Raw genomic sequence first — 20,558 nt, 5'->3', positions numbered from 1 at the left:
TTTTGTAAAAAAATTACTCTATAATTTTTGCAACAACACCAGAACCAACAGTTCTACCACCCTCACGGATAGCAAATCTTGTTCCTTGCTCTAGTGCAACTGGGTGAATAAGCTCAACTGTTATTTTAACGTTATCGCCTGGCATAACCATTTCTTTGCCTTCACCAAGAGTAATTGAACCTGTAACGTCTGTTGTTCTAACATAGAATTGTGGTCTATAGTTATTAAAGAATGGTGTATGTCTTCCACCTTCTTCTTTAGTTAGAATATAAACCTCAGCTTCAAATTTACTATGAGGAGTAATTGAGCCTGGTTTACATAAAACCATACCTCTTTCAACATCATCTTTACCTGTTCCTCTAAGAAGTATTCCTACATTATCACCAGCCTCACCTTGTTCCATCTCTTTTCTAAACATTTCAACGCCTGTTACAGTTGTTGTTTGAGTTGGTTTAATACCTACAATCTCAATAGTATCACCTACTTTTACAACACCTTTTTCAACTCTACCTGTAACAACTGTTCCACGACCTGAAATTGAGAATACATCTTCAATAGGCATTAGGAATGGTTTATCAGTGTCTCTTTGTGGAGTTGGAATATAGCTATCAACTGCATCCATAAGTTCCATTATTTTAGCTGACCACTCACCCTCAGTACCAGCTTTTGCCTCTTCTAGAGCTTTTAAAGCTGAACCTACAATGATAGGTGTATCATCGCCAGGGAAGCCATACTCATTTAATAGCTCTCTAACTTCCATTTCAACTAGTTCAATAAGCTCAGCATCATCAACCATATCAGCTTTATTTAAGAAAACTACTATGTAAGGAACACCAACTTGTCTTGAAAGTAAGATATGCTCTCTAGTTTGTGGCATAGGACCATCAGCTGCGTTAACAACTAATATAGCACCATCCATTTGTGCAGCACCAGTAATCATGTTTTTAACATAGTCAGCGTGTCCAGGACAGTCAACGTGAGCATAGTGTCTATTTGCAGTTTCATACTCTATGTGTGAAGTTGCAATTGTAATACCACGATCTTTTTCTTCAGGAGCATTGTCTATGTTATCATAGTCTTTTAGCTCAGCTAGACCTTTTCTTGAAAGAACTGCAGAAATAGCAGCAGTTAAAGTAGTTTTACCATGGTCAACGTGACCGATAGTACCGATATTAACGTGTGGCTTGTTACGCGTAAATTTTTCTTTAGCCATTTTTTCCTCCATTAATTAATGTTTTTTATACTTTTTAAAAATTTGTGTTTGTTTGCTATTCTATAATTTTGATGGAGCTCATAGTGGGACTTGAACCCACGACCTCTTCCTTACCAAGGAAGTGCTCTACCTCTGAGCCATATGAGCATAAACTCATGGCAAAAGTAGAATTAAACAAATTTAACATACACAAACAACTATTTGGAAACTTAAAGCTAGCAACTGTAATAAAAAATAATACATACAGCTCCCAGTTTTAAAATCCTAAATTTTGGAGCGGGAAACGAGGCTCGAACTCGCGACCCTCAGCTTGGAAGGCTGATGCTCTAGCCAACTGAGCTACTCCCGCAAACAATGGTGGTGAGACGTGGATTCGAACCACGGAAGGCGAAGCCAGCAGATTTACAGTCTGCCCTCGTTGGCCACTTGAGTATCTCACCCCTTTACATATCTGGTCAAACACTGTTTTTTAAAAAATGGAGCTGGTGAACGGACTTGAACCGCCGACCTACTGCTTACAAGGCAGTAGCTCTACCAACTGAGCTACACCAGCACCAAATACAATTTTTTAAATTGTAAAGGTGTATTGTATCTTATTTTTTTTTCTATGTCAAGGAATTTATAAAAATATAACTGAAAAAATTAATTTATAACCCCTTTATTTATAAAAAGGGGTTATTTTATTAGCTTATTAATAGAGACCGGATGTTTTTCCTGTTAAATCTACCATTATATTTTTTGCTTGAGTGTAATGCTCAAGAATCATTTTATGTGTTTCTCTACCAATTCCTGAGTTTTTATATCCACCAAATGGTGCACCTGCTGGAATTTGATTATAACAATTTATCCAAACCCTTCCAGTTTCCATGGCCCTTGCAGTATTTAGAGCTTTTGTAATATTGTTTGTAAATATTCCACCGCCCAAGCCATACTCGCTGTCATTTACCATTTTTATAAGTTCATCTTCGTTTTTAAACTTAATAACAACGCCTACTGGTCCAAAAATTTCTTCTTGCGCAACTCTCATATCATTTTTAGCATTTACTATCAAAGTTGGCTCTACAAAAGCATCTCCAGCAGCTGATCTTTTACCACCAACTGCAATTTTTGCCCCTTCACTTAAAGCAATATCTATATAACTTAAAATTTTATCGGCTTGTTTTTTATTAATTTGTGCACCCATTTGAGTATTTGGATCAAGCGGGTCACCCACTTTTATATTTTTAAATTTCTCTACTGCTTTTTCAATAAACTCATCATAAATACTTTCTTCAACAAAAATTCTACTTCCGGCACAACAAACTTGACCTTGATTAAACAAAATACCCATTTGAACGCCATCAAGAGCCTTCTGCATACACGCATCAGCATATATTATGTTTGCACTTTTTCCACCTAATTCAAGAGTTGAAGGGATTATTCTTTCTGCAGCAGCTATTCCAATATCTCTACCAACTTCAGTTGAGCCTGTAAAAGCCAATTTGTCAAGATCTGGATGATTTTTTAACCACTCACCTGATTTACTACCTTTTCCAGTAATCACATTTACAATACCTTTTGGTAAAACATCTTTAATAAGTCTCATAAGCTCTAAAACACTTAAGCTTGTTTCACTTGATGGTTTAAAAACAGTTGTATCACCGGCTGCGATAACTGGCGCTAATTTCCATGCGGCCATTAAAAATGGAAAATTCCAAGGAACAATTTGTCCTACAACACCAATTGGCTCTCTTAAAACCATACTTAAAATTTGTTCGTTTAGAACATTTGCACTACCTTCTTGTGCTAAAATAACACCAGCAAAATATCTAAAATGATCAGCAGCATAAGGAATATCAACATTTAAAGTTTCTCTAATTGGCTTTCCGTTATCCATAGATTCAACTTTTGCTAAAAATTCTTTATTTTCATCTATAATGTCTGCGATTTTGTTTAATATTTCTGAACGCTGATTAACAGTTGATCGTCTAAACTTTTCAAAAGCTTTTCTCGCTGCTTTTACAGCTAAATCAACATCTTCTTTTGTAGCATCGGTAATGTCTGCAAGTTTTTTACCATTTGCTGGATTGAAAACCTCAAGTGTTTCATTGGCACTTGATTTTACAAACTCACCACCGATAAATAAATTATATTTTTCTTGTAAATTTACCATAATTTCTCCTTTAAATAATATGGAGAAATTATAAGGTACTTAATTAAACACTTTACTTACTTTTTGATAATATTTATTAAAAAGTAAGAGCTTTTGCAATTAATTCAACTGGATTAACACACCTTATATCTGATGATATTAAATTTAAAGAGTTGTTTAGTTGCATTCTACAGGCACTACACTCAGCACTTACAAAATCTGCCTTTGTTTTTTGTATCATCGGGGCTTTTTTAAGGCCTGTAGTTTTGCTTAAGTCATAATTATTTGTTTGCATTGTAACACCACCAAATCCACAACACATATCAGGATTTTCCATCTCTAAAAGAGTAAAATTATTAGATAAAAGTTCACGCGGCTCTTTAAAAACGCCTTGCATTTTTTTAGCATGGCATGGATCGTGATAGGTGATTTTTAAATTTAGTTTTTCTTTTTTTGCTAAAATTTCTTTTAAATCTGTGTGTTTATAAAAATACTCACTCGCCAAAAATATCTTATCTTGTAATTTTATAGCTCTTTCTTGCCAGCTTGGCTCATCATAAAACAAATGAGCGTAATCAACCTTTATCATACCAGAACAGGTAGCTTCAGGTATTATAATGGCATCAACTTTTTTAAGCATTTCCTCAAAATAAACTATGTTTTTCTTAGCGAGTTTTTTTGTAGTTTTATTATCTCCAGTAAAATACATAGCTGCACCACAACAAACTTGTTTTTTCATTAAATCTAAATTTATTTTTAGACTTTCGCAAATTTTTAAAATACTTTCTCCAATATTTGTATAAGCATAATTTCCCATACAGCCGATAAAAAGTCCAATTGTTTTTTCTCCGCCATTATCTATAAACTCTTCATGTGAGTTTAGAAAACTTTTTTTAGAAGCAGTTGGAAGCAATCTTTCTTTTTTTACAAGAGGCATTTTAAAACGTGGTTTCATAGAATTTGAAAAATTTTCTTTTTTTATTTTAAAGCCACAGCTTTGAAAAACATATCCCATTCTTGCACAAATATCTAAAACTTTTCTATGACTTAAGAACCAAAAAGCCATCTTTTTATACCATGCAATGCCATACTTTTTGGCGATATCAACTCTCACGCTTTCAATCGCAGCATCTGTTTTTATGCTTTTTGGACATGCGTCAACACAATTTGTACATAGAAAACAACTCTCAAATATAGTTTTTAAATTTTTATCAAGAACTAAATTCCCATCCTTATATGCCCCTAAAAGATCCAAAAACCCTCTTGGAGATGTTGTTTCATCGCGATTTATATTATAAATCGTACAAACTTGTATACATTTACCACATTTTATACATTCATTTGAAATTTCTTTTATCATACTGTTTTTGAAAACCTCTTGTTTGCTATATTTTTCATATATTCATCAAAGCACATTGCAATATTTCTTATGAGTAAAGTACCTGTTGGATTTACTTTTATAGCGTCATCGCTGACTTCAACAAATTCGCTTAATTCTTTTAAATCTTCTAAACTTTCTTTAAAGTGCTCTTTAAATTTTATACTAAATTTAGTTTCAATTTTTTTGATGTTAAGATAGAAATTACTCATTAAACTCATTATAACTTCTTTCCTTAAAATATCTTCTTCATTTAGTAAAATTCCTTTACAATATGGTAATTTTCCATTATCAATTGCCTCTTCGTACTCTTTTAAATCTTTATAGTTTTGTCCATAATGTCTAATACCCTCGCCAATGCTTGTAAGTCCTATTCCTATTAAATCCGCACCACCTTTGGTTGTATATCCTTGAAAATTTCTATGCAAACTCCCATCTTCTAAGGCTTTAAAAAGCTCATCTTCTGGCTTTGCATAGTGATCCATGCCAATCATTTTATAGCCATTTGATGTCAAATAATCGTGTGTAAATTTTAAAATTTCAAGCTTAACACTAGGATGAGGAAGAGTTGTTTCATCAAATTTTCTCATAGATTTTTTAATCCATGGAACATGTGCATAATTAAAAATTGCATATCTATCAGGATTTAACTCAAGTGACAATCTTAGAGTTTCTTTAAAGGTTTCTAAATTTTGATAAGGCAGTCCATAAATTAGATCTATATTAACTGAATTTATTCCTTTTTTTCTAACCATATCAATGGCATTTTTAGTAAGCTCAAAAGACTGGATTCTGTGAATTTCTTTTTGAACTTTTTCATTAAAATCCTGAACTCCGAAACTTATCCTATTAAACCCATGTTTTATCAAAACATCACTTTGTTCGTCCGTTAAAAATCTAGGATCAATCTCGCAACTAATCTCTGCATCATCGCTAAAATTTTTAAAATATTTTTTTATAGATGTTATTAATCTATCAAGACTTTGTGCATCATAAAATGTAGGTGTTCCACCACCAAAATGCATTTGAGATACAACTCTTGAAGTATCTACGATTTTACTTAAAATTAAAAGCTCTTTTTCAACATAATCAAGATATCTTGTCATTTTATCTTGCTTGCTTGTATAAATTACATTACATCCACAAAAATAACAGGCAGAACGACAGAATGGAAGATGAAAGTATAAAGAAAGTGGTCTATTTTTATCTTGTTTTTTTAACTCGTTTAAATATTCATCATAGGTAAATTTTTCACTAAATTCCAAAGCAGTTGGATAGCTTGTGTATCTTGGTCCTGGTTTTGAATATTTTGCATATGCATCAAAATCAATTGTGTTTAAAGTTTTCAACATTTCCCCTTATCATATTATCAATATCAACAAATAAATTTGGATATTTAATCTTTACATTATCAACTATTTTATCAAGATCTAAATTTGAAACCTGAAGTTCAGGATCTAATAAAGCAAGTTTTTTAATTTCTTCCATACAAACACTCCAAACGTCTCCAAAATCAATCGGCAAAGTCCTTGCTATACTTTTTTCAAGTTTTAAATCAAAATTTTCCCTTGCAGCATTTTTATAGCTATTTATAAGTGATGTTAGGCTTTTGAGCGATAAAACTGAATAAATATTTTTATCAGCATCTATACCAAACCATGGATATCTATTTTTCCATGAGCCTTTCTTTAGCATAATAGTCTTCTTATCGCTATTTTCGGTATTTAAAATTTCAAAAATCGTTTGATCTTTTCCAAAATCTTGCTCTATTTTTTCTATTTCTTTATCCATTTTCACCTCTTATGAGTTTTTACACACATTATTAAGCCAAACCATAATACCTTTTTGTGCGTGAAGTCTATTCTCAGCTTCCAAAAAAATCTCTTTACTATGCTTTTCAAAGACCTTGTCACTTATTTCATATCCCCTATAGGCTGGCAGGCAATGAAGTAAAATTGCATTTTTTTTAGCTAAATTCATTAAATCTTCATCTATTAAAAAACCTTCAAAATCTTTTACTTTTTGATCCTTGCTAACCTCATCACCCATTGAAAACCAAGTGTCAGTAGCTACAACATCTACATCTTTTATTGCAATTTTTGGATCATTTGTTATTGTTATTTTTGCACCACTTATTTTTGCATTGTTCATTGCTATCTTCAAAACTTCATCATTTATTTTATAATTTTTTGGAATTGCAACGTTTAAATTTAAACCCATAATGCTTGCTAAATTTAGCCATGAGTTGCACATATTATTACTATCGCCAATATAAACTATGTTTTTACCAACATTAAGTTCCATCATAGTTAGATAATCAGCCATTAATTGAACTGGATGAAACAGATCACTTAGTCCATTGATAACTGGAATTTCCGCAAATTTGGCAAATTCTTTTAAATCTGCATGTCTGTAGACTCTAAGCATAGCCATATCACACATAGATGATATTACTCTTGCTGTATCTTTTATCGGCTCACCACGCCCTAACTGAGTCGTTTTACTATCTAAAAAAAGTGCATGTCCACCAAGTTGATACATTCCAACTTCAAAGCTTATCCTTGTTCTAGTTGAATTTTTTTCAAAAACCATTGCTAGAGTTTGGTTTTTTAAATAAGGCGTAAAAATACCTTTTTTTACTTCATTTTTTATATTTTTTACAATTTCTAAAATTTCTAAGATTTGTTCTTTTTTAAAGTCATTTAGAGTTAAAAAATCTTTCATAATATCTTCTATTTATTTAAAATTTTAGCTAGCTCTTTAGCGTGATAGGTTATAATTAAATCAGCTCCTGCTCTTTTTATAGAAATCATAGTTTCAAGCATTACTTTTTTATAATCAATTACACCTGCTTTTTCCCCAGCTTTTAACAAGGCATATTCACCACTTACATTGTAGGCACAAACTGGAAGTAATGTTTTGTTTTTCAAATCTCTTATGATATCTAAATATGCTAGTGCTGGTTTTACCATCAAAATATCAGCTCCTTCTTTTTCATCTTCCAAGCTTTCGTTTATAGCTTCAAGTCGATTTGCTGGATCCATTTGATAAGTTTTTCTATCTCCAAAACTAGGGCTACTTTCTGCTACATCTCTAAATGGTCCATAATAAGCACTTGCAAATTTGGTTGAATATGCCATAATAGGTAAACTCTCATAGCCATTCTCATCAAGTCCTTTTCTCAGGTTTTCTATTATTCCATCCATCATACCACTTGGAGCTATCATATCAGCGCCATTTTTAGCATGAATTAAAGCTTGTTTAACTGAAATTTCAAGTGTTGCATCATTATCTACTGTATCTCCACATAAAATTCCACAATGTCCGTGATCAGTATACTCACAAAAGCAAAGATCAGTTACAACATATAAATTTGGAAACTTTTCTTTTATAGCTCTTAAAGTTCTTGCAATAATTCCATCATCACTTAATGCATCACTTCCAACACTATCTTTTACATCAGGAATTCCAAACAATAAAATAGATTTTATACCTAAATTTACAACTTCTTCACATTCTTTTAAAAGCTCGTCAATACTCATCTGAAAAACACCTGGCATAGAAGGAGTTTCTTTTTTTACTCTACTTCCTGGAACAACAAAAAGTGGATAAATCAAATCATCAACACTCAAATGTGTTTCTCTTACCAAATCTCTAATTGCTACATTTCTTCTTAATCTTCTAAATCTTCTAAACATCTATAATCCTTTTATATCTATCAAATATCAAAATAAGTTTATATTTTATCATATAGCTAGTAAATAATCTATTAAAAATTTAATTTTAATATTTTAATTTCATTATAAAAGACCTGTCAAATTTAGGTATAATGCAAGCTTAAATTTCAAATGATTGGATAAAAATGGATATAAAAATCTCAAATTTAGCAAATTTACCAACTAAATTTGGCGAGTTCAAAGTGCAAACTTTTAAAGAAAATGAAAAAGAACATTTGGTTATTTTAAAAGAGCCATTAAACGAAATTGTAAATGTAAGAATACACTCAGAATGCCTAACAGGAGATGCTCTTGGAAGTCTTAAATGCGACTGCGGGGAACAACTTCAAAAAAGTTTAGAATACATTTCTAAAAATGGTGGAATGGTAATTTACTTAAGACAAGAAGGGCGAAATATAGGTCTTTTTAATAAAATAAATGCCTATGCCTTACAAGATAAAGGTCTTGATACAATTGAGGCAAATCATCAACTTGGCTTTAGGGCAGATGAAAGAACTTATGAAATTGTAGATTTTATCCTAAAACACTACAAAATAGATAAAATAAATATGTTAACAAATAATCCAGATAAATTAAAAGGGCTTCATTTTATAAAAGTAGAAAAAAGAATTCCTCTAATAATTAAACCAAATAGTTATAATGAGGAGTATTTAAAAGTTAAAAAAAGTCAAATGGGACATCTTTTATGACTAATCTTGATGAAATTATTCATAGTTCAAATTTTAAACAAAAAACTGAAAAATTTGGTAAAATTCTATCTAAATTTAATAAAATCCATAGCCTTACAAAGTATGAAAATTTAGAATTTGTAATGCAAGATAGCCTAAATGGACTTAAATTTATAACAAACTCGCCAAAAATAGCAATTGATGTTGGAAGCGGTGCTGGATTTCCTGCTATTTTTTTAGCTCTTGTTTTGAAAGATTGTAAATGGCATTTATTTGAACCAAATGTTAAAAAATCATCTTTTTTAACATATGCAAAAATAAATCTAGAACTTGAAAATGTTATAATACACTCGAAAAAAATAGAAGATGAAACTAAATTTCAAGCTGATTTAATAACATCAAGAGCTTTAATGAGAGCTGATTTGCTTTTAGAAATTTGTAAAGGTTTTTACAACAAAGAAACTTTATTTTTACTATACAAAGGCTCAAATGCAGAAAATGAGATAAAAAATTTAAAAGATTATAGACTTAACAGATATCAAAATAGAGTATTTCTAACTTTTAAAGGAGAGAAAAATGGCTAAAATATTAATGCTTGGAATTATCATAGCAATAATTTATTTTTTTATATTACCAAGATTTCAAAGACCAAAAAATAGCGATAAAAAAATACAAAATTTTGTAGAATGCAAAAAATGTGGTACTTTTATCGACATAAAAGAAAGCGTTATAAAAAATGGAGATTATATCTGCAAAGAGTGCATAAACAAGGAATAAAATATGCAAATAATAGGACATAAACTAATAGAATACAAGAATTTTAATTTAATTCAAACAGTTGAAAATATCTTAAATTTTGATAATTTAATTTTTGAGTACAATGAAGATTTTATAAAAAATGCTAAAGACAATGGCAAAACTTTTAGCGTCATTGCTAGGAATTTAAATGAAGCTATTTTAGCAAATGCACTAAAAGCCAAATTTATAATCATAGAAAAAAATAATATTTCAATAGCAAAAGAAGTTGTAAAATTAGCTGAGTTTTATCTTTTTGATAGCAAAATAGCCATAATTATTGAAAATTATGAAAAGGACCTGCTAAATGCTATAAACCTAAAAGTAGATGCCGTAATTTATAAAAACATTATAAATTATATTATTTAGAAGTTTTAATCTCCTTATAGCCAAAATTTATAACCTTTTCTTCATTGTTTTTAAGTACAAAATTTTTTTCTATTTTGCCATTTGAACCAGCACTTCCATTTAAATCACCCAAAATTTCAACCTCTACATTTACTGGAATTTTTGTTACAAAAGTTATATTTTGATCTACTGATGAGTTATTTTTTATATTAAATTTTGCTTCATTATTATTTAGATCTACTTTTGAGACCTCTATTAAATTATTAAGCCCAAAAAAATAAGTTGAAATTTTATTTTTTGATATCTTGCTTTCATAGGAATTTTGCACAAAAACATCATTTAAAAAAAACTGAGTTAAAGCCTCATTTATATCATTTTTAGGACTAAAACTGGCAGCAATATAAGCTTTTGAGCCACTATATGCATCAATATAGTTTGTTAAATTTGCATCCAATACTTGGCTATTTAAAATAATGATATTTTCTTTTAGGGCTTTTAAGTGCTGCTTTGAAATTTCAAAAAAATTAATTTTATTTTGATTTTGGCTAACTTCTAAATTTGAAGCTTTTAAGGAATCATTTTTAGCTATACTCATCGTAGCTGGTGCATCGAAAACTTTCGTTGTTTCCTCGCTATATATAAAAGTAGGTGTAAATTTTCCAGGAGTCTTGCTTGATTTTACACTATATGGATAGATTTTTATAAAAACATCATCTAAGTTTTCTTTTAAATTTGAAATTATTAAACTTTGTTTTATGGAAATTTTACCATCTTTAAAATTTACACTATTTAAAGTTTTAAACAAGGCATCATTTAGTGGATAGCTTATAGTTGTTTTTGGGTTTTTACAACTTTGTTTTATTGTAACTTTTTTAGTATAAAAAGCTGGTTCATTTGATAAACTATCAATCTCTTTTGAAATCTCAGCTTGAGATGTAAGGCTATCATTTAAAATGCCACTTAAATTTTTTATGTCATTTATAGTGTTTAAATTTGAGTTTTTTATAATTTCATAACTATCTTTTAGTGCTTTTAACTTATTTTGTAAACTCTGTTTTTTTAAAGAGATTTCATCTTCTATTTTGTTTCCAAAACTTATCTCCTCTATATTGCAATTAGAGTTTATACTAAGATCTTTTTGATCAAGCTCGAAAGGAACTATAAAACTATTTTCCTTAATATTTTTTGTAAGTATGGCTTTATCACTATAAATTTCAAGAGTGCTTGCAAAAATAGGAAAAATACCTAAAAATAAAATTAAAATAATTTTCATATTTTTATTTCATAAGCCTTATAGAGATAAGGCAAAAGCTTTCTTATAGAGTAATCATAGGAGTAAAATTTTGCATAAATTTCTTTTAATTCTTTATTGTCTCCAAAATCTAAAACATCTGTATTTGGTATCTTTGAAGCTTTAGAATCGAGATAGTTAAAAAACTCATCTCTTGAGCTAAATAACTCCCTTAGTTTTTTAACAACTTCTTTTTTTTCTTCTTTTTGCAAAATTTATTCCTTTGTCATTATATTTTTAGCTTCAATTCCCATCAAAGACAAGCCAGTTTTTATACAAAGTGCCACAACAGCAAAAACTTTTAAAAGAGCATCTTCATTGTCGCTGCCTAAAACTCTGTTTTCATTATAAAATTTATGAAAATTTGAAGCTATATTTTTAAGATAATCAGGAATTTTTTGCAAATTTCTACTTAAAAATGCGTCTTCTAAAACTTCATTTAAAGTAAGTGCTTCAAATAATAAATTTAAAGCTTCGTCATTTAAATTTAAAATACTAGCTTCTTTTATATCGTCTATTTTTTTTCCACTTTTTGCAAAAATTTGATGAATTCTTGCATGGGCATAATTTATATAAAATATAGGATTTGAACTATCTTCTTTACTAAGTTCTGAAACATCAAACTCTAAAGCCGTGTCACACTTTTTAGTTATAAATATAAATCTTAAAGCATCACTTCCAATTTCTTCCAAAACATCACTCATAAGTATGAAGTTTCCGGCTCTTTTACTCATCTTGAAAGTTTCACCATCTTTTAAAAGGCTAACCATTTGCGCCAAAATAACTTCAAGCTTATTTTCATCAAATCCAAGATAATGAATGCTTGACTTTACTCTTTTTATATAGCCGTGATGATCAGCTCCCCAAATATTTATATAGTGATCATATCCTCTTTTAAATTTATTGTAGTGATAGACAATATCGCCTGCTAAATAAGTAGGTCGTTTATCTTCTCTTATAATGACTCTATCTTTTTCATCACCAAGTGCACTAGAATTTATCCAAATTTTACCGTCTTTTTCATATACTCCGCCATTTTTTTTAAGGCAATCTAAAGTATCAAAAAGCTCATTTTCAAAACTTTTTTCACTAACCCAATTTTGAATTTTAATATTAGCCTTTAAAAGATTATCTTTTATTAGCAAAAGCATTTTATCTTTTCCCCAAAGGCTTAATTTTTCTATATTTTGCCTATCTTTAAAAATATCTTTTCCGAACTCTTTTAAGGCCTCATCTGATAAATTTTCTATATAATCACCTTTGTAGCAATTTTCTTCAAAATCTAAATTAGCGTTTAAAAATTTATTTGCGCCTGTTATAAATATAGAAAGCCCAAGCATGTTTATCTGATTTCCAGCATCATTTATATAATATTCGGTTGTGATATCATATCCTAAATATCTTCCAACTCTTGCTAATGTATCTCCGTAAACAGCCCCTCTTACGTGACCTATATGAAGAGGACCTGTTGGATTTGCACTCACGTATTCAAGTAAAATTTTTTCCTTTTTATCTTTACCTTCTGCAAAGTTTTTGCCTGAATTTAAAGCATTTGTAGCAAGCTTATCTAAAAATTCAGGCTTTAAGCGAAAATTTAAATATCCATTTAGGGGACTAGCTGTAAAAATATCACTATTGTTAAACTCTAACGCAAGCTCATCAGCTATTAATTTTGGTGATTTACGAAATTCTTTTGCTAAAGAAAAAGCTAAAGGTGTAGCATAATGAGCTAAGTTTTTATCTTTTGGCTTTTCTAAAACAAAGTCTTTTTTTAATATTTCTTTTATTTTGTCGAAAATTATATCTTTCAAAACTATTAAGCCTTTGTTTCTTCTTTTATCTCATCAGTTTTTTTAACTTCGTCTTTTTGAGCTTCAACTTTTTCAGTTTTTTCTTCACTCTCCATCTCTTTTTTAAAAACCTTTATTCCTTGTCCAACGCCTTTTGCAAGTTCTGGAATTTTCTTTGCACCAAAAAGCAAAATTATAATTATTAAAACAATTAATAATTGTTGCATACTAACCATACCATTCTCCTTAAAAATTAATTTTCATATATCCAATTGTCAATAATATCACTAAGCTCTAAATTTTTAGTATTATACCTAATAGCGTTAAATATTGATTTTAAAGCCTTATAAGACTCATTAAAATCATCATTTATTATAAGATAATCATATTCGTTTAAATGTTCCATCTCAGTTGCTGCATTTATAACTCTTCGCTCTATGTCTTCCTTTGAGTCAGTTCCTCTTTTGATAAGTCTATTTTTTAAATCGCCCTTATTTTTAGTTGTTATAAAAATAGAAACTATATCATCTTTTAAGCGCTCTTTTGCGAGTTTAAAACCTTGAACGTCTATATCAAAAATAACAAATTTACCACTACTTAATGCTTTTTGAACTGGCACTAAAGATGTTCCATAATAATTTTTATGAACAAGAGCCCATTCTAAAAACTCACCATTTTCAATACCCTTTTTGAAGGCATCTTCACTTATGAAGTGATAACTCACTCCATCTTTTTCACCCTCTCTAATATTTCTTGTAGTGCTCGAGATAGAGAAATAGATATCTTTTTCATCTTCTAAAAGCCTATTTATAAGTGAACTTTTTCCACTTCCACTTGGTCCTGATATTATTATCGCTTTTTTCACTTATTAGTCTTCTTTGAAAGAAATTTTTATTTTAATTTGCATATCTTTAAAAATCTCTTTAAATTTGCCATTTTTTAAAGCTTCTTCAAGTTCTTTTTCCATCTCTTTCTTGGCAATTTTTTTAAGACTTTCGTTTGAAATTTCATTTTCTTTTTTATTTAATAGGTCATTTAAACCTACGAATCCTTGATTTTTACAAACATCATCTTTTGTTTCGCAAGATTTCTCATCTTGGTTTCTGCACTCATCAAATTTGATTTCAAATTCATCATCAATGTCATAATTATTTAATTCTTCATCTTTAAAATCTTGGTTGTTTGTATCATCATCACACCTATCATCAAGCTCCTCAATATCAAGAGCTGTTAGTGGGGGATTATGTGGCTGTACTTCATCATATTCATCAAAAAAAGAAAGCTCATCAATAGTCTTTAAATCTTCATTTTTCAAAACTTCTTCTATATTTTTTGATTCTTCATCTTCTTTAGAAATTTCATCTTCCAAATCTTCTTCATTGTGCATAACCAATGGAATAGTTGCAAGCTCTTTATTGTCTTCTGTTTTTTCTACTTCGCACTCTTCTTGCTCTAATTTTTTTTCTTTATCGTGATTCTCTATTACATCATCTAAATTTTCGTCTTGGCACTCACTATCTATGGGAATGGGTTTAATCTCAAAATCACTTACTTCTTCTTTTTTATCTTCACTGTAAGAAAGTTCGTTATCAATATTCACATCAAGCTCATTGACTAGCTCATCTAAAGGCATATCATCATCTAAATTTTTAAGTAAATCATCTAATTTATTTTCGTCCAAAGAATCTTCTTCTAGAGTTTCGTCATTTGTTTTTAAACTATCCATCTCGTCGATTTCATTTATTAAAGAGCCGATTTCTTTAAGCTCATTTGCTTTATCTTCATTCTTTAAAGTCATAGTTTTATCGTTTAAGTTTTCTTCACTCGCTAGTGAATTAATTTTATCATTTAGACTCTCTTCAGTATTTAATGAAGACTTTTTTTCATTAAAATTTGTTTTGCTTTCAAAATCTTTTAAAAATTTAATTAATTCAGTGGGTAAAAAAGGTTTTATAATGAAATTTACATTTCCTACCTCATTTTCAAAATTTCTTGGAATTAAAAAAAGAGTTTCTTTATTATCAGTTATATCTTCTAATTTATCACAATCTTGTATCACCAAATCAAACTCACCATCATCCTTGGCATAAGGTCTATCAAAACCAGCTCTCTCACAACAAATTTCAACTATTGACAAAACTGCTGGATTTTCACTTTTTAGTAAAATTTTCATTTGGCACTTCCTTCCTATAATATATTTTATGATATTTTATGATAAATTTGATTATTAATTGCTTAGTTTTATAAAGTTTTTTATTTTTTTAATTAATTTTTTTTAAAAATTTATTTTCGAGTCTATAAATTTCATCGCAATTTAAAGCGATTTTTTCATCGTGAGTTACTAAAATAAGACCTGAATTTGTATTTTTTATATAATCGAATAAAGTATTCATAACATCATTTGCAGTATCTTTATCTAAATTTCCAGTAGGCTCATCAGCAAAAATAATACTTGGTTTTTTACTAAGTACTCTTGCAATACTAACACGTTGCTGTTGTCCGCCACTTAATTCTCCAACTTTTTGATTTAAGATATTTTCAATTTTAAGTTTTTTAAAAAGCTCATTATCCATTTTTTGCTTTGTAAGAATTGTAGAAAGTTCAATATTTTCATAAGCACTAAAACCCTTAAATAGGTAATGGGATTGAAAAATTATACCAAAATCGTGTCGTCTAATTTTTAATTTCTCATCTATATTCTGTGAATAAAGTGAGATATTTTTATAAAATACCTCGCCCTCATCAGGCTCTAAAAGCGTAGATAAAATGTGTAAAAGTGTAGATTTTCCACATCCACTAACCCCCAAAATAGCTAAACTCTGCTTACTTAAAAGAGTTAGGTTTAAATTTTCAAAAAGAGTGTAGTCAAAACTATGTTTTAATCCTACACTCTTTAAAAGTTCCATATATAACCTATAGTTGTGCTGCTACTTCTGCTGCAAAGTCATCAACTTTTTTTTCTAAGCCCTCGCCTACTTCAATTCTTACATATGAAGTAATTTCTATCTTATCACCAAGCTCTTTACTTTTTTCTTCTATAACTTGCTCAACTGTTTTTTTGTCATCCATTACATAAAATTGACCTAAAAGAGTACATCTTTGATCAATTACAGTGTTATCTGCAAAAAATCTATCAAGCTTACCAGGGATTATTTTATCCCAAATTTTTTCAGGTTTTCCTTCTTTTTTAAGCTCTTCTTTTATTTCATTTTCTGCTTTTTTTATAGCTTCTTCATCTATTTGAAGCCTACTACCATATTCAGGAATATGATGAAGTGTTTTTCCAAGCCTTACAAGCTCTTCATTTTCTTTTTCAAACTCACCTTTTAAAGCGATAAGCTCATCTTCAACAAATTTTGGATCAAGCTCTTTATAGCTTATTACTTTTGGTTTCATTGCTGCAGCGTGCATTGCTAAGTTTTTCAAAAACTCAACTACTTTTTCTTTATCAGCATTGCCACATTTTGCAGCAATTGCCACAGCTATTTTACCATTTGAATGAACATAACCATTTATAGCTTCACCGCTTATAGTAGCAAATCTTCTAACTACTAAATTTTCACCTATTGTTGCAATCTGTGATTTTAGATATTCTTCAAAATTTTCACCATTTATAGTTGCTTTATTTAGCTCGTCTAAATCCTTGATATTATCATTTTGAATTAATTTTAAAGTATCATCCACTAAAGCAATAAATTTATCATTTTTAGCAACAAAGTCTGTTTCTGAATTTACTTCAATTAAACTTGCTTTTGTGAAACTATCATTTATAATAAGACCTGCAAGACCCTCACTAGCCAATCTATCAGCTTTTTTTGCTGCTTTTGCAAGACCTTTTTCTCTTAAAATAGCAACAGCTTTTTCCATGTCGCCATTAGTTTCAACAAGGACTTTTTTGCAGTCCATCATACCAGCTCCAGTTGTTTCACGAAGCTCTTTTACCATAGCTGCAGTTATTGCCATTATTCTTTATCCTCCATTTCATCTACATCAATTTCATCCAAATTCATAGCCTCATCTAAAACTTCATCTTTTTCTTCTTGTGTTGCAGGAACTTTTTCTTCACCATCTTCATCTCTTAAAGCTTTGCCCTCATTGATTGCTTCTGCCATTTCACTGCAAAATAATTGAACTGATCTAATCGCATCATCGTTTCCAGGAATTGGATAAGTTACAAGATCTGGATCACAGTTTGTATCAAGCGGAGCAACAATAGGAATACCTAATCTATTAGCCTCTTGAACGGCGATTTTTTCTTTTGCAACATCAATTATAAACATCATATCAGGAAGTTTTTCCATATTTCTAATACCGCCAAGATAAGCAATTAATTTATCTTTTTGTCTTTTAAGCATTAGAGCTTCTTTTTTTGTCAATAAGTCAACAGAACCATCTTCTTCCATTTGCTCAATTACTTCAAGCTTTCTAATTGATTTTCTAATAGTTCCAAAATTCGTTAGCATACCACCTAACCAGCGATGATTTACATATGGCATTCCACATTTTTCAGCATATTCTTTTAGGGTTTGGCCAGCTTGTTTTTTAGTGCCCACAAATAAAATGGTTTTTCCCTCAGCTGCAGCATCTCTTACAATATTGTAAGTATGTCTAAAATATCTTATAGTTTTTTGTAAATCTATAATATAAATGCCTTTTCTCTCTCCAAAGATAAATTTTTTCATCTTTGGGTTCCATCTTCTTGTTTGGTGACCGAAATGTACACCACATTCTAGTAAATCTCTCATTGTAATCATGAGTTTCTCCTTAAAAATATTTAGTTTTTTTCCTCCACGCACCTTAGCAAATTTGCAACTAAATAAGGATTTGCGTGTGTGAAATAAAGGCTTAATTTTATCAAAAATATCTTAATTTTACTTTAAATACACCCAACCTGCAAATCTTCCAGTTATTTTATCTCTTCTGTATGAAAAGTAGTTTTTATTACAATGCGTGCAAATTTTTGAAATTTTCACATTGTGCAAATTTAAATTCTTAATCTCATCTAAAACTGCACTTTTCAAATCAAAACATCTTTTATTTTTATCATTTAAAACTACAAATTTATTAAATTCTTTTAAATCTAAATCACCTATTTCATAACAATTTTTTTGTATAAAAGGTCCTATAATAAGTGAAATTTCATCTATTTTAAACTCATCTTTCATTAAATTTATGGTTTTTGAAATAATATGTTTTAAAACTCCACTTCTTCCTGCATGAACAGCAGCTACGCATTTTTTTGAATATAAAATAACTGGCATACAATCAGCCACCATAACACAAAGTGCAATATTTTTTAAATTTGTAATCACGGCATCACATGGTTGCAAAATTTGGTTATGTATTTTTAGAATTTCTATTTTATCGCTGTGAATTTGCTCCATAAAAATAATTTTTTCAACACCTAAATTATTTTGTAGTATCTCTTTATTCTTTCTAACATTTTCTGCTATGTCTCCGACATGAGAAGCTAAATTTAAGCTTTCAAATGGTTTTTTGGAAACACCTCCAAATATGTTTGTAAAGCCTAAATTTACAAAATCATTATTTAATAAAGGCTTGAGATATGATCTATCTCTTCCCATGAAAGTTCCTTTTTTTTATCCTTATAACCCAAAATTCGTTTTGTATATCTTGCCAAAAGATCACTTTCTACATTTACGACTCTGCCTACTTTATATTCACCAAAAAGTGTATCTTTCATAGTCAGTGGGATGATAGTAAGCCTTATGCCATCTTTTAAGACTTCATTTATTGTTAAACTAACACCATCGATTGCAACACTTCCTTTGTTTGCCATTAAAGGCATCAAATTTAAAGGAAGTTTTATAAAAAAATCAAATCCACTTTTTAAGGTAGTTATTTTATAAATTTCTCCAAGTCCGTCAATATGCCCTTGTACAAAATGTCCATCAACTCTATCACCAACCTTTAAAGCAGGCTCTAAATGAACTTTGCCTTTTAAATTCTGAACCGCCAAAACACTTTTACTCTCATCACTAAGCTCAACATTAAAACCATTATAAAAAACTTTTACGACGCTTAAGCAAGCTCCATTTACAGCAATGCTATCACCTATATTTGGCTTTAAACTAGATTTTAGACTTAAAGTTTTTCCATCAAATTTTACAACTTCACCAAATTCTCTTATAAGTCCATTAAACATATTCTCTCCAAATTTGTATTTTAAATTTCAAATCCATTTTTTAAAATCATCTTTTTATCATTTTCAACGCCATCGCCTTTGGTTGTTAAAAAATCTCCCGTTAAAGCTGAGTTTATACCGCCATTTAACCCAGTTTCTACAAATTCACCAAGATTATTTCTTCCACCTGCATACCTCAAATAAGCCTTTGGCAAAATAAATCTAAAAATTGCAATACTTTTTAAAATTTCATCTTTTGGTAATGGAGGTAAATTCTCAAGTGGAGTTCCTTTTATTGGTGTTAAAATATTTAAAGGCACACTTGAAACATTAAGTTTTTTTAAATCAAATGCTAAATTAATTCTATCTTCCAAATTTTCTCCCATTCCAAAAATCGCTCCACTACAAACATCAAGTCCAGCTAATTTCGCGTTTTTAATGGTATTTATTCTATCATCATAAGTGTGAGTTGAACAAATTTTTGGGAAAAATCGTCTTGAAGTTTCAAGATTGTGATGATATGTTTTAAGCCCTGCATTTTTCAATTTTTTAAGAGTTTCAAGACTAACTATACCAAAAGAACCACAAAGATGGATTTTGGAATTTTTAGTTAAGTATTTATAAATTTCCTCAAGCCTATTAAGCTCGTCTGAATTATCTTTTACACCTTTTCCGCTCATAACTAAAGAAAATCTATGAACACCTTTTTCTTCAAATTTAAGAGCTTCTTTAAAAATTATATCATTGTTTAAAAGTGAGTAATTTGGTGAATTTGTTTTGAAATGAGCTGATTGAGCACAATATTTACAGTTTTCACTACATTTTCCTGATTTTGCGTTTATGATTGAGCAAAGGTTAAAATTGTTTTTACAAAAATGTTTTCTTATGTTATCGGCATTCTTTAAAAGCTCTTCTAAATCACTGCTACAGGCTAACTTTAAAGCATCTTCTTTTGTAATATCTTCTGTTTTTATGACTGAATTTGCCAAATCTGAAATAAAACTCAAAATTTTTCCTTTTATATATTTTAGTTTGAAATTGAAGTCACATTATATAAAATTA

Annotated in this window: 23 protein-coding genes and 4 tRNA genes; 4 read left to right on the top strand and 23 right to left on the bottom strand. The window is 29.6% G+C overall.

The window, feature by feature from the left end; translation table 11 throughout:
- Positions 1 to 13: 13 nt before the first annotated feature.
- The 11 genes from tuf to hemB form a co-directional block, all read right to left on the bottom strand.
- Complete coding sequence (tuf, locus tag O6B72_RS02345) at positions 14 to 1,213, bottom strand: elongation factor Tu (protein ID WP_024962200.1); 1,200 nt, start codon at positions 1,211 to 1,213, stop codon at positions 14 to 16.
- 72 nt (positions 1,214 to 1,285) lie between these two features.
- Positions 1,286 to 1,360 (bottom strand) — tRNA-Thr (locus O6B72_RS02340).
- A gap of 125 nt (positions 1,361 to 1,485) precedes the next feature.
- Positions 1,486 to 1,562 (bottom strand) — tRNA-Gly (locus O6B72_RS02335).
- Positions 1,563 to 1,568: 6 nt separating this feature from the next.
- Positions 1,569 to 1,653 (bottom strand) — tRNA-Tyr (locus tag O6B72_RS02330).
- 37 nt (positions 1,654 to 1,690) lie between these two features.
- Positions 1,691 to 1,766, bottom strand: a tRNA-Thr gene (locus O6B72_RS02325).
- 138 nt (positions 1,767 to 1,904) lie between these two features.
- Complete coding sequence (locus O6B72_RS02320) at positions 1,905 to 3,365, bottom strand: aldehyde dehydrogenase family protein (protein ID WP_018712754.1); 1,461 nt, start codon at positions 3,363 to 3,365, stop codon at positions 1,905 to 1,907.
- A 76-nt stretch (positions 3,366 to 3,441) separates the two neighbouring features.
- A complete protein-coding gene (locus O6B72_RS02315) occupies positions 3,442 to 4,704 on the bottom strand; it encodes a (Fe-S)-binding protein (protein WP_269483727.1) in 1,263 nt (420 codons plus the stop codon).
- Complete coding sequence (hemN, locus tag O6B72_RS02310; protein ID WP_269492089.1) at positions 4,701 to 6,074, bottom strand: oxygen-independent coproporphyrinogen III oxidase; 1,374 nt, start codon at positions 6,072 to 6,074, stop codon at positions 4,701 to 4,703. Before hemN ends, O6B72_RS02315 begins: the two co-directional genes overlap by 4 nt.
- On the bottom strand, positions 6,049 to 6,513 hold the full coding sequence (locus tag O6B72_RS02305; protein WP_269492088.1) for a DUF2603 domain-containing protein: 465 nt from the start codon (positions 6,511 to 6,513) through the stop codon (positions 6,049 to 6,051). Before O6B72_RS02305 ends, hemN begins: the two co-directional genes overlap by 26 nt.
- A 9-nt stretch (positions 6,514 to 6,522) precedes the next feature.
- Entirely contained in the window at positions 6,523 to 7,446 is a 924-nt protein-coding gene (argF, locus tag O6B72_RS02300; RefSeq protein ID WP_269492087.1) for an ornithine carbamoyltransferase, read from the bottom strand.
- Between the two features lie 8 nt (positions 7,447 to 7,454).
- Complete coding sequence (gene hemB / locus O6B72_RS02295; RefSeq protein WP_269492086.1) at positions 7,455 to 8,420, bottom strand: porphobilinogen synthase; 966 nt, start codon at positions 8,418 to 8,420, stop codon at positions 7,455 to 7,457.
- Positions 8,421 to 8,584: 164 nt separating this feature from the next.
- Between hemB and ribA the strand changes: the two genes are divergently transcribed.
- Genes ribA through O6B72_RS02275 form a run of 4 tightly spaced genes read left to right on the top strand, consistent with a single transcriptional unit; the run spans position 8,585 to position 10,291 of the window.
- Complete coding sequence (gene ribA / locus O6B72_RS02290; RefSeq protein WP_050335490.1) at positions 8,585 to 9,148, top strand: GTP cyclohydrolase II; 564 nt, start codon at positions 8,585 to 8,587, stop codon at positions 9,146 to 9,148.
- Positions 9,145 to 9,711: a 16S rRNA (guanine(527)-N(7))-methyltransferase RsmG gene (gene rsmG, locus O6B72_RS02285; RefSeq protein WP_258298801.1), complete on the top strand. Its 567-nt coding sequence runs from the start codon at positions 9,145 to 9,147 to the stop codon at positions 9,709 to 9,711. The genes ribA and rsmG overlap by 4 nt, the downstream gene beginning before the upstream one ends.
- On the top strand, positions 9,704 to 9,904 hold the full coding sequence (locus O6B72_RS02280) for a PP0621 family protein (RefSeq protein WP_101636973.1): 201 nt from the start codon (positions 9,704 to 9,706) through the stop codon (positions 9,902 to 9,904). The genes rsmG and O6B72_RS02280 overlap by 8 nt, the downstream gene beginning before the upstream one ends.
- Positions 9,905 to 9,907: 3 nt before the next feature.
- On the top strand, positions 9,908 to 10,291 hold the full coding sequence (locus O6B72_RS02275; RefSeq protein ID WP_101636975.1) for a hypothetical protein: 384 nt from the start codon (positions 9,908 to 9,910) through the stop codon (positions 10,289 to 10,291).
- On the opposite strand, the gene O6B72_RS02270 is transcribed toward O6B72_RS02275, so the two are convergent.
- From O6B72_RS02270 to bioB, 12 genes are all read right to left on the bottom strand, one after another.
- Positions 10,284 to 11,543: a hypothetical protein gene (locus O6B72_RS02270; protein WP_269492085.1), complete on the bottom strand. Its 1,260-nt coding sequence runs from the start codon at positions 11,541 to 11,543 to the stop codon at positions 10,284 to 10,286. The genes O6B72_RS02275 and O6B72_RS02270 overlap by 8 nt on opposite strands.
- Entirely contained in the window at positions 11,540 to 11,773 is a 234-nt protein-coding gene (cmeU, locus tag O6B72_RS02265; protein WP_269479784.1) for a CmeU family protein, read from the bottom strand. Before cmeU ends, O6B72_RS02270 begins: the two co-directional genes overlap by 4 nt.
- A 3-nt stretch (positions 11,774 to 11,776) precedes the next feature.
- Positions 11,777 to 13,372, bottom strand: coding sequence for an arginine--tRNA ligase (argS, locus tag O6B72_RS02260; RefSeq protein WP_269492084.1), 1,596 nt, complete (start codon positions 13,370 to 13,372; stop codon positions 11,777 to 11,779).
- Positions 13,373 to 13,377: 5 nt separating this feature from the next.
- Complete coding sequence (locus O6B72_RS02255; protein ID WP_018712766.1) at positions 13,378 to 13,587, bottom strand: Sec-independent protein translocase subunit TatA/TatB; 210 nt, start codon at positions 13,585 to 13,587, stop codon at positions 13,378 to 13,380.
- Positions 13,588 to 13,604: 17 nt separating this feature from the next.
- Positions 13,605 to 14,216, bottom strand: coding sequence for a guanylate kinase (gene gmk / locus O6B72_RS02250; RefSeq protein ID WP_269492083.1), 612 nt, complete (start codon positions 14,214 to 14,216; stop codon positions 13,605 to 13,607).
- Positions 14,217 to 14,219: 3 nt separating this feature from the next.
- Positions 14,220 to 15,524: a hypothetical protein gene (locus O6B72_RS02245; protein ID WP_269492082.1), complete on the bottom strand. Its 1,305-nt coding sequence runs from the start codon at positions 15,522 to 15,524 to the stop codon at positions 14,220 to 14,222.
- Between the two features lie 88 nt (positions 15,525 to 15,612).
- Entirely contained in the window at positions 15,613 to 16,257 is a 645-nt protein-coding gene (locus O6B72_RS02240; RefSeq protein WP_269492081.1) for an ABC transporter ATP-binding protein, read from the bottom strand.
- Positions 16,258 to 16,264: 7 nt separating this feature from the next.
- On the bottom strand, positions 16,265 to 17,314 hold the full coding sequence (gene tsf / locus O6B72_RS02235; protein WP_050335509.1) for a translation elongation factor Ts: 1,050 nt from the start codon (positions 17,312 to 17,314) through the stop codon (positions 16,265 to 16,267).
- Positions 17,314 to 18,105 carry a 30S ribosomal protein S2 gene (gene rpsB, locus O6B72_RS02230; RefSeq protein ID WP_050335510.1) on the bottom strand — a complete coding sequence of 264 codons (792 nt, stop codon included), beginning with the start codon at positions 18,103 to 18,105 and terminating at the stop codon, positions 17,314 to 17,316. Before rpsB ends, tsf begins: the two co-directional genes overlap by 1 nt.
- Before the next feature lie 117 nt (positions 18,106 to 18,222).
- Entirely contained in the window at positions 18,223 to 18,936 is a 714-nt protein-coding gene (pgeF, locus tag O6B72_RS02225) for a peptidoglycan editing factor PgeF (RefSeq protein WP_269492080.1), read from the bottom strand.
- Positions 18,900 to 19,517 (bottom strand): riboflavin synthase, encoded by a 618-nt coding sequence (locus O6B72_RS02220; RefSeq protein WP_269488071.1) that lies wholly within the window; start codon positions 19,515 to 19,517, stop codon positions 18,900 to 18,902. The genes pgeF and O6B72_RS02220 overlap by 37 nt, the downstream gene beginning before the upstream one ends.
- A gap of 20 nt (positions 19,518 to 19,537) precedes the next feature.
- Positions 19,538 to 20,503, bottom strand: a complete 966-nt coding sequence (gene bioB / locus O6B72_RS02215) for a biotin synthase BioB (protein ID WP_269492079.1) — start codon at positions 20,501 to 20,503, stop codon at positions 19,538 to 19,540.
- Positions 20,504 to 20,558: the final 55 nt, after the last annotated feature.

Origin of the sequence: Campylobacter ureolyticus (assembly GCF_027277485.1) — a bacterium.
GTDB classification, from domain to species: Bacteria; Campylobacterota; Campylobacteria; order Campylobacterales; family Campylobacteraceae; genus Campylobacter_B; species Campylobacter_B ureolyticus_B.
Note: the sequence above shows the minus strand (reverse complement) of the source record. Positions and strands in the feature narration are given on the sequence as shown.

Coding starts and splice junctions, on each gene's coding strand:
- tuf (WP_024962200.1), bottom strand. CDS start 1,213: ATGGCTAAAGAAAAATTTACGCGTAACAAGCCACACGTTAATATCGGT.
- O6B72_RS02320 (WP_018712754.1), bottom strand. CDS start 3,365: ATGGTAAATTTACAAGAAAAATATAATTTATTTATCGGTGGTGAGTTT.
- O6B72_RS02315 (WP_269483727.1), bottom strand. CDS start 4,704: ATGATAAAAGAAATTTCAAATGAATGTATAAAATGTGGTAAATGTATA.
- hemN (WP_269492089.1), bottom strand. CDS start 6,074: ATGTTGAAAACTTTAAACACAATTGATTTTGATGCATATGCAAAATAT.
- O6B72_RS02305 (WP_269492088.1), bottom strand. CDS start 6,513: ATGGATAAAGAAATAGAAAAAATAGAGCAAGATTTTGGAAAAGATCAA.
- argF (WP_269492087.1), bottom strand. CDS start 7,446: ATGAAAGATTTTTTAACTCTAAATGACTTTAAAAAAGAACAAATCTTA.
- hemB (WP_269492086.1), bottom strand. CDS start 8,420: ATGTTTAGAAGATTTAGAAGATTAAGAAGAAATGTAGCAATTAGAGAT.
- ribA (WP_050335490.1), top strand. CDS start 8,585: ATGGATATAAAAATCTCAAATTTAGCAAATTTACCAACTAAATTTGGC.
- rsmG (WP_258298801.1), top strand. CDS start 9,145: ATGACTAATCTTGATGAAATTATTCATAGTTCAAATTTTAAACAAAAA.
- O6B72_RS02280 (WP_101636973.1), top strand. CDS start 9,704: ATGGCTAAAATATTAATGCTTGGAATTATCATAGCAATAATTTATTTT.
- O6B72_RS02275 (WP_101636975.1), top strand. CDS start 9,908: ATGCAAATAATAGGACATAAACTAATAGAATACAAGAATTTTAATTTA.
- O6B72_RS02270 (WP_269492085.1), bottom strand. CDS start 11,543: ATGAAAATTATTTTAATTTTATTTTTAGGTATTTTTCCTATTTTTGCA.
- O6B72_RS02255 (WP_018712766.1), bottom strand. CDS start 13,587: ATGGTTAGTATGCAACAATTATTAATTGTTTTAATAATTATAATTTTG.
- O6B72_RS02245 (WP_269492082.1), bottom strand. CDS start 15,524: ATGAAAATTTTACTAAAAAGTGAAAATCCAGCAGTTTTGTCAATAGTT.
- O6B72_RS02240 (WP_269492081.1), bottom strand. CDS start 16,257: ATGGAACTTTTAAAGAGTGTAGGATTAAAACATAGTTTTGACTACACT.
- tsf (WP_050335509.1), bottom strand. CDS start 17,314: ATGGCAATAACTGCAGCTATGGTAAAAGAGCTTCGTGAAACAACTGGA.
- rpsB (WP_050335510.1), bottom strand. CDS start 18,105: ATGATTACAATGAGAGATTTACTAGAATGTGGTGTACATTTCGGTCAC.
- pgeF (WP_269492080.1), bottom strand. CDS start 18,936: ATGGGAAGAGATAGATCATATCTCAAGCCTTTATTAAATAATGATTTT.
- O6B72_RS02220 (WP_269488071.1), bottom strand. CDS start 19,517: ATGTTTAATGGACTTATAAGAGAATTTGGTGAAGTTGTAAAATTTGAT.